We start from the raw sequence: 7,554 nt of genomic DNA, 5'->3' as shown, positions 1-7,554 counted from the left end.
AAAGGGCTGACCGCCGCGCAGATGGGGGCCTACCAGGGACCGACGTATGCGATGTTCGAACTGGAGTTCGGCGTGCGCATGGTGCGGGCCGAAGAAAAGATCCGCGCGGTCGCAGCGCAAGCGGGCGACAGCGTGCTGCTGGAAGTGCCCGAGCAAACACCCCTTCTCAGCGTGGAGCGATTGGCTTTCACCTATAACGATCAGCCGATGGAACTGCGCCGCGGCCTGTACAGGACAGACAGCCACCATTACCTCAACGCCCTGAGTTGACTCACTGGCCGGGTCGTGCCGCAGCGATCGTGTCGACCATGGTGCGTTGCAATAGAATTTTGGGTTGTTCGCACACCCCAGTTACCACGCAGTTACAACCTTGAAAGCCCCACTCCATGCCTGAGCTTGCCAAGAAGCGGCCCGAATTCCGCAATATCAATGCGTTCACGGACCTCACCACCTACCGGCTGCCGGCCGCCGGCTGGGTGTCGATCCTGCACCGGATCAGCGGGGTCATCATGTTCCTGCTGTTGCCGTTCCTGATCTGGATGTTCGACACCTCCGTGTCGTCGGAAATTTCGTTCTCCCGCTTCACGTCGGTGTTCCAGAACGGCATCGGCTTCGTGCCGGGCTTCTTCGTCAAGCTGGTGGTCCTCGCCCTGCTCTGGTCCTACCTGCACCATTTCATCGCCGGCCTGCGCCACCTGCGCATGGACTTCAACCACCACGCGGTGGAAAAGAAGTCCGGCATGTTCTCCGCCAAGGTCGTGCTGGTGCTGAGCCTGGGCCTCACGGTCGTGCTCGGCGCCAAGCTGTTCGGCCTCTATTGATACTGCGGGAGTACACGACATGTCCGTCAATTACGGTTCCAAGCGCCTCGTGGTGGGTGCGCATTACGGCGTGCGCGACTGGATCGCACAGCGCGCCACGGCCGCCCTCATGGCGATCTTCACGGTCGTCGTGCTGGCACGCCTGATCTTCAGCCGCGGCCCGATCGGCTACGACCTGTGGGCCGGCATCTTCTCTTCCCAATGGATGAAGGTGCTGACGCTGGTCACCATCCTCTCCCTGCTCTACCACGCCTGGATCGGCATGCGCGATGTCTGGATGGACTACGTCAAGCCCGTCGGCATCCGTCTCGTCCTGCAAATCGTCTCGATCGCCTGGCTCGTCGGCTGTTCCGGCTGGGCCATCCAGGTCCTCTGGAGGCTCTAAAAAATGACCTACACCACGAAGAACATCACCAAGCGCAAGTTCGACGTCGTCATCGTCGGGGCCGGCGGCTCCGGCATGCGCGCGTCGCTGCAACTCGCACGGGCCGGCCTCAACGTCGCCGTGCTGTCCAAGGTTTTTCCGACCCGTTCGCACACCGTGGCGGCCCAGGGCGGCGTGGGTGCCTCGCTCGGCAACATGAGCGAGGACAACTGGCACTACCATTTCTACGATACGATCAAGGGCTCCGACTGGCTTGGCGACCAGGACGCGATTGAGTTCATGTGCCGCGAGGCGCCGAAGGTCGTCTACGAGCTCGAACACTTCGGCATGCCCTTTGACCGCAATGCCGACGGCACCATCTACCAGCGCCCGTTCGGTGGCCACACCGCCAACTACGGCGAGAAGCCGGTCCAGCGCGCCTGCGCCGCAGCCGACCGGACCGGCCACGCGATGCTGCACACGCTCTACCAGAAGAACGTGGAAGCCCGCACCCAGTTCTTCGTCGAATGGATGGCGCTCGACCTGATCCGCGACGACGACGGCGACGTGGTCGGCGTGACCGCGCTGGAAATGGAAACCGGTGACCTGCACGTGCTGCAGGCCAAGACGGTCCTGCTGGCAACCGGCGGCGCAGGCCGGATTTTCGCTGCCTCGACCAACGCCTTCATCAACACCGGCGACGGGCTGGGCATGGCAGCACGTGCCGGAATTCCGCTGCAGGACATGGAGTTCTGGCAGTTCCACCCGACCGGCGTGGCCGGTGCCGGCGTGCTGCTGACCGAAGGCTGCCGTGGCGAAGGCGCGATCCTGCTGAACAGCAACGGCGAACGCTTCATGGAGCGCTATGCGCCGACACTGAAGGATCTGGCCCCGCGCGACTTCGTGTCCCGCTGCATGGACCAGGAAATCAAGGAAGGCCGCGGCTGCGGTCCGAACAAGGACTACATCCTGCTGAAGCTCGACCACCTGGGCGCGGACACGATCCGCAAGCGCCTGCCGTCGGTGGAAGAGATCGGCCACAACTTCGCCAACGTCGACATCACCCGCGAGCCGATCCCGGTCGTGCCGACCATCCATTACCAGATGGGCGGCATCCCGACGAACATCAACGGCCAGGTCGTCGTCCAGAACGGCGACAACGAGAGCGTCGTGGTGAACGGCCTCTACGCGGTCGGCGAATGCTCCTGCGTCAGCGTGCACGGCGCCAACCGCCTGGGCACCAACTCGCTGCTCGACCTGCTGGTCTTCGGCCGCGCAGCCGGCAACCACATCGTGCAGTACAGCGACAAGCTGAAGGAGCACAAGCCGCTGCCGGCCGACGCCGGCGAACAGACGCTCGTGCGCCTGAACCAGCTCGAAGCCTCGACCAGCGGCGAATACGCCCAGGACGTGGCGGCCGACATCCGGGCCTGCATGCAGCAGCACGCCGGCGTGTTCCGCCAGCAGTCGAGCATGGACCAGGGCGTACAGAAGATCGCCGAGCTGCGCCAGCGCGTCGCCGGCATCACGCTGAAGGACAAATCCAAGGTGTTCAACACCGCCCGGATCGAAGCCCTCGAAGTCGACAACCTGATCGAGGCCGCACAGGCCACGATGGTGTCGGCCGCCGCACGCAAGGAATGCCGCGGCGCCCACACGGTGGACGACTACGAGCGCCCCGCCGACGATGCGCAGTTCCCGCTGGGCCGCAACGATGCCGAGTGGATGAAGCACACGCTCTGGTACAGCGCCAGCAACAGCCTGGCGTACAAACCGGTCCGGATGAAGCCGCTGACCGTCGACACCGTGCCGCCCAAGGTCCGCACGTTCTGAACCCCGCCGGTACCCCTCAAGGAACATCATGCAAAAGCGCACATTCCAGATCTACCGCTATGACCCGGACAAGGACGCCAAGCCGTACATGCAGACCGTCGAGATCGAACTCGAAGGCAACGAACGCATGCTGCTCGACGCCCTGATCAAGTTGAAGGCCGTCGACCCGACCATCGCGTTCCGCCGCTCCTGCCGCGAAGGCGTGTGCGGATCGGACGCGATGAACATCAACGGCAAGAACGGTCTGGCCTGCCTGACCAACCTCCGTACTCTGAAGGACCCGATCGTCATCAAGCCGCTGCCGGGCCTGCCCGTCATCCGCGACGTGATCGTCGACATGACGCACTTCTTCAACCAGTACCACTCGATCCGGCCGTACCTCGTCAACGAGAACACGCCGCCCGAAAAGGAACGTCTGCAGTCGCCTGAGGAGCGCGAAGAACTCGACGGCCTGTACGAGTGCATCCTGTGCGCGAGCTGCTCGACCAGCTGCCCGAGCTTCTGGTGGAACCCGGACAAGTTCGTCGGCCCGGCCGGTCTGCTGCAGGCCTACCGCTTCATCGCCGACAGCCGCGACCAGGCGACCGGCGAACGGCTCGACAACCTCGAAGACCCGTACCGTCTTTTCCGTTGCCACACAATCATGAACTGCGTCGACGTCTGCCCGAAGGGCCTGAACCCGACCAAGGCGATCGGCAAGATCAAGGAATTGATGGTGCGCCGCGCCGTCTGATGCGATGACCCAGGCCGGCGACGACGCACCGCTCGACGAACGGGCGCTGAGCAAGCTGCGGTGGCGCTGCCGCCGCGGCCTGCTGGAAAACGACCTGTTCATCGAACGATTCTTTGCCGGCCCGGGCGAGCGCATCACGGTCGGTCAGGCCCGCGGCCTGGAGATGCTGATGGACCTGTCGGACCACGACCTGATGGACCTGCTGCTGCGGCGCAAGGAGCCCGAAGGCGCTCTCGCCGACGCACCCGAGGTCCGCGAGGTACTGGACATGTTGCGGGTGTGACGCGGCAGGAGACAGCCGCGCCGTACCTGTGGATTTCAAGCAGAGACGTCCCGACCGGACACGGCCGGGCAACAACCAAGGAAGCATATGAAGCTAGCTGACAACAAAGCCACCCTGTCGTTCAGTAACGGCAGCCCGAGCGTCGACCTGCCGGTCTACAGCGGCAGCATCGGCCCGGATGTCGTGGACATCCGCAAGCTCTATGCGCAGACGGGCATGTTCACCTATGACCCGGGTTTCCTGTCCACCGCGGCCTGCCAGTCCGCCATCACCTACATCGACGGCGACAAGGGCGAACTGCTGTATCGCGGCTATCCGATCGAGCAGCTGGCCCAGAACTGCGACTACCTCGAGACCTGCCACCTGCTGCTGTACGGCGAACTGCCGAACGCGCAGAAGAAGCAGGACTTCGACAAGCTGGTGACCAACCACACGATGGTCAACGAGCAGATGCAGTTCTTCCTGCGCGGCTTCCGCCGCGACGCGCATCCGATGGCCGTGATGACCGGTCTCGTCGGCGGCCTGTCGGCCTTCTATCATGACAGCACGGACATCAACAATCCGGAGCACCGCGAGATCTCCGCGATCCGCCTGATCGCCAAGATGCCGACACTGGTCGCGATGGCCTACAAGTACGGCATCGGCCAGCCGTACATGTACCCGCGCAACGAGCTGAGCTACGCCGGCAACTTCCTGCACATGATGTTCGCCACGCCGTGCGAGCCCTACAAGGTGAGCCCGGTGCTGGAAAAGGCGCTGGACCGGATCTTCATCCTGCACGCCGACCACGAGCAGAACGCCTCCACCTCCACCGTGCGTTTGTGCGGCTCGTCGGGCACCAACCCGTTCGCGGCCATCGCAGCGGGCGTGGCCTGCCTCTGGGGTCCTGCCCACGGCGGTGCCAACGAGGCTGCGCTCAACATGCTCTACGACATCCAGAAGGCGGGTGGCGTCGAGAAGATCGGCGAGTTCATCAAGCAGGTCAAGGACAAGAACTCCGGCGTGAAGCTGATGGGCTTCGGTCACCGGGTCTACAAGAACTACGACCCGCGCGCCAAGCTGATGCAGGAAACCTGCAAGGAAGTGCTGGGCGAACTGGGCCTGGAAAACGATCCGCTGTTCAAGCTGGCGATGGCGCTCGAGAAGATCGCCCTGGAAGACGACTACTTCGTACAGCGCAAGCTCTACCCGAACGTCGACTTCTACTCCGGCATCGTGCAGCGCGCGATCGGCATCCCGGTCTCCCTGTTCACCGCGATCTTCGCGCTGGCCCGCACCGTCGGCTGGATCGCCCAATTGAACGAGATGATCGGCGACCCCGAGTACAAGATCGGCCGTCCGCGCCAGCTGTTCGTCGGTTCCGAGCGCCGCGACGTGCCGGCGATCGACAAGCGCTGATCGGCAGCCGGCGCCTCAAAAGAAAAGCCCGCACGATGCGGGCTTTTTGTTTGGGCGTTTTGCAGCGTCATGGCGCACCTCAGACCGGCTCGACGGTCACCGCCACCTCCAGCGTGTGGTCGCCGCCGCCGTGCAGCAGCCCGCGCATCGGCGACACGTCGCCGAAGTCCCGGCCATAGGCGATCGTCACATAGTCCTCGCCGGGCTGCCGGTCGTTGGTCGGATCGAAGTCGTGCCACGCACCGCCGGCGCTGCCGTCCAGGGCGGGCGCGTACACCGACACCCAGGCGTGCGACGCATCGCTGCCGACCAGCCGCGGCTGACCCGGCGGCGGCTGCGTCAGCAGATAACCGCTGACGTACCGGGCCGGCACGCCCAGCGCGCGGCAGCAGGCCACCATGATGTGGGCGAAGTCCTGGCAGACGCCGCGCCGCTGGGCCAGCGCCTCGACCGCCGGCGTGTTCACCCCAGTGCTGTCGCTTTCGTAGATGAAGTCGGCGTGGATGCGCCGCATCAGCGCCTCCGCGGCATCGAGCACCGGCACGCCGGGCGAGAACACAGGCCGCGCGTACTCGGCGAAATCGTCATGGCGGGGTGCGTATTCCGAAGGGAAGACGAACTCCGCCGCGGGGTCCCACACGCCACCGGCACGGTAGCGGAAACGATCACGCACCGCTTCCCAGGCCATCGACGCGCCGGGCTGCATCGCAGGCGGCGGCGCCGTCTCGACGATGCTGTCGGCCACCACGCACAGCCCGTCGTGCGGCGTCTGCAGCGCGAAGGACGTCCGGGTGTTGCCGTACACGTCGATGCGGTCGGTGAGCGACGACACCTCGGGCGATACCGACAGGCGGTGCTGCAGCAGCGTCTGGGAAACGGTGTTGCGCGGCTTCAGGTGCACGATGTGGCGCGCGCGGTCCACGGCGGGCGCGTAGTCGTAACGGGTCTCGTGCAGGATGTGCAGGCGCATGGCTCAGGTCGCGATGCTCACCGACAGGTCGGCCGTGTGAGCGAAATACAGGGCGCTGATCGCATCGGACAGCGCGAAGGACGATTCGCTGCAGAGGCGCAGCAGTTCGCCGAGATGCGGCGACAGTGTTCCCGGCGCGGCGGTAGGGTCGCCGCACAGGGTCGGCAGATCCCACTGGTCGGGATCCGGGACCGCCAGCGACAGCGCCTCCCACTCCCCTGCCCGCTTGCCGGAGATCTTGGCCAGCCGGCCGCGCAGCGTCTGCGCCACCCAGCCGAGCGACCGTGGGTTGTCGCGGTCCATCACCAGGAGGTCGAGCAGCGCCGGCACATCGCGGGTCTGCTGGTACTGGGCGTGGAAGGTGATGGTGCTGTCGAACAGCGCGAGCAGCCCCTCGAAGCCGGCCTCGTCGAGCACCGCACCGGTTTCGAAGCCGAGTTGCAGCGCGCCGGCCAGGCAGCCGAGCCGCTCGATGTGGCGACCGATCGACAGCAGGCGCCAGCCGTCGTCGCGGGTCATCCGGTCGGTCTGGCCGCCGGTGATGGCGGCCAGATGGCCGCTTGCCGATTCCAGCAGCCGCAGCGCATCGATCGCCGGGAAATGCGCCTCGTCGGCATGGGCCGCGGCCCGGCGGAAGAATTCCTCTTCGGCCCGCACGATGATGTTCCAGTGTTCCTGCGACAGCCGCTCGCGCACACCGGCAGCCGCCTGGCGCAGCGCGCGCAGGTTGTGGCCGACGCTGTAGCGTTCTGGATGGGCCAGCCCGTCGATCAGCGAGCGCTCGAAGACACGCCGTGCCTGGGCGGCATGTGGCACGCTCGCCAGCACCAGTCCGCTGTCGACGGCGGCCTCGGACAGCCAATGCAGCAGCGGCTGCGACGACAGGTCGTCACCGCCGAGCGACACCAGGGCGAGCCGTGCCAGACGGACCGAGTTCTCGGCCCGCTCGGTATAGCGGCCGAGCCAGAACAGGTTCTCCGCGGCACGGCTGGTGACCAGCCGCTGGCGCTGCATGATCGCCTCGGGCGTGGGGTGCGGCTGCAGCAGGGTGGTCGCATCGACCTCTTCCCGCCGCTGCGCCAGCACCCAGACATCGGCACTGCTGCCGCCGCGCTGCATCGACGTGATCTCGTGCGTGCCGGTGGCGATGCG

At 65.7% G+C, this 7,554-nt stretch carries 9 protein-coding genes; 7 read left to right on the top strand and 2 right to left on the bottom strand.

Annotated features, from left to right (window positions below; genetic code table 11):
- The 7 genes from QZ500_RS09095 to gltA form a co-directional block, all read left to right on the top strand.
- A partial coding sequence (locus QZ500_RS09095; RefSeq protein ID WP_295854065.1) for a UTRA domain-containing protein occupies positions 1-270 on the top strand: 270 nt, incomplete at its 5' end.
- A 116-nt stretch (positions 271-386) separates the two neighbouring features.
- Entirely contained in the window at positions 387-821 is a 435-nt protein-coding gene (gene sdhC, locus QZ500_RS09090; protein ID WP_295854063.1) for a succinate dehydrogenase, cytochrome b556 subunit, read from the top strand.
- Between the two features lie 19 nt (positions 822-840).
- On the top strand, positions 841-1,206 hold the full coding sequence (gene sdhD, locus QZ500_RS09085) for a succinate dehydrogenase, hydrophobic membrane anchor protein (RefSeq protein WP_295854061.1): 366 nt from the start codon (positions 841-843) through the stop codon (positions 1,204-1,206).
- A gap of 3 nt (positions 1,207-1,209) precedes the next feature.
- Entirely contained in the window at positions 1,210-3,018 is a 1,809-nt protein-coding gene (sdhA, locus tag QZ500_RS09080; RefSeq protein ID WP_295854059.1) for a succinate dehydrogenase flavoprotein subunit, read from the top strand.
- Between the two features lie 28 nt (positions 3,019-3,046).
- A complete protein-coding gene (locus QZ500_RS09075) occupies positions 3,047-3,751 on the top strand; it encodes a succinate dehydrogenase iron-sulfur subunit (RefSeq protein WP_295854057.1) in 705 nt (234 codons plus the stop codon).
- Positions 3,752-3,755: 4 nt separating this feature from the next.
- Positions 3,756-4,034, top strand: a complete 279-nt coding sequence (locus QZ500_RS09070) for a succinate dehydrogenase assembly factor 2 (protein WP_295854055.1) — start codon at positions 3,756-3,758, stop codon at positions 4,032-4,034.
- A gap of 87 nt (positions 4,035-4,121) precedes the next feature.
- Positions 4,122-5,432: a citrate synthase gene (gltA, locus tag QZ500_RS09065; protein ID WP_295854053.1), complete on the top strand. Its 1,311-nt coding sequence runs from the start codon at positions 4,122-4,124 to the stop codon at positions 5,430-5,432.
- Between the two features lie 79 nt (positions 5,433-5,511).
- On the opposite strand, the gene QZ500_RS09060 is transcribed toward gltA, so the two are convergent.
- Together QZ500_RS09060 and QZ500_RS09055 are read right to left on the bottom strand one after the other, a co-directional pair.
- Complete coding sequence (locus QZ500_RS09060) at positions 5,512-6,402, bottom strand: transglutaminase family protein (protein ID WP_295854050.1); 891 nt, start codon at positions 6,400-6,402, stop codon at positions 5,512-5,514.
- A gap of 3 nt (positions 6,403-6,405) precedes the next feature.
- Positions 6,406-7,554: alpha-E domain-containing protein (locus tag QZ500_RS09055; RefSeq protein ID WP_295854048.1), on the bottom strand; the 1,149-nt coding region annotated here is incomplete at its 5' end.

It is taken from the genome of uncultured Xylophilus sp. (assembly GCA_913776965.1).
Classification (GTDB): Bacteria; Pseudomonadota; Gammaproteobacteria; order Burkholderiales; family Burkholderiaceae_C; genus Xylophilus.
The sequence above is the reverse complement of the archived record's forward strand: the minus strand, read 5'-3'. Positions and strand labels throughout refer to the sequence as shown.

Excerpts from the sequence above, each read along its gene's own strand:
- sdhC (WP_295854063.1), top strand. The coding sequence starts at position 387 with ATGCCTGAGCTTGCCAAGAAGCGGCCCGAATTCCGCAATATCAATGCG.
- sdhD (WP_295854061.1), top strand. The coding sequence starts at position 841 with ATGTCCGTCAATTACGGTTCCAAGCGCCTCGTGGTGGGTGCGCATTAC.
- sdhA (WP_295854059.1), top strand. The coding sequence starts at position 1,210 with ATGACCTACACCACGAAGAACATCACCAAGCGCAAGTTCGACGTCGTC.
- QZ500_RS09075 (WP_295854057.1), top strand. The coding sequence starts at position 3,047 with ATGCAAAAGCGCACATTCCAGATCTACCGCTATGACCCGGACAAGGAC.
- QZ500_RS09070 (WP_295854055.1), top strand. The coding sequence starts at position 3,756 with ATGACCCAGGCCGGCGACGACGCACCGCTCGACGAACGGGCGCTGAGC.
- gltA (WP_295854053.1), top strand. The coding sequence starts at position 4,122 with ATGAAGCTAGCTGACAACAAAGCCACCCTGTCGTTCAGTAACGGCAGC.
- QZ500_RS09060 (WP_295854050.1), bottom strand. The coding sequence starts at position 6,402 with ATGCGCCTGCACATCCTGCACGAGACCCGTTACGACTACGCGCCCGCC.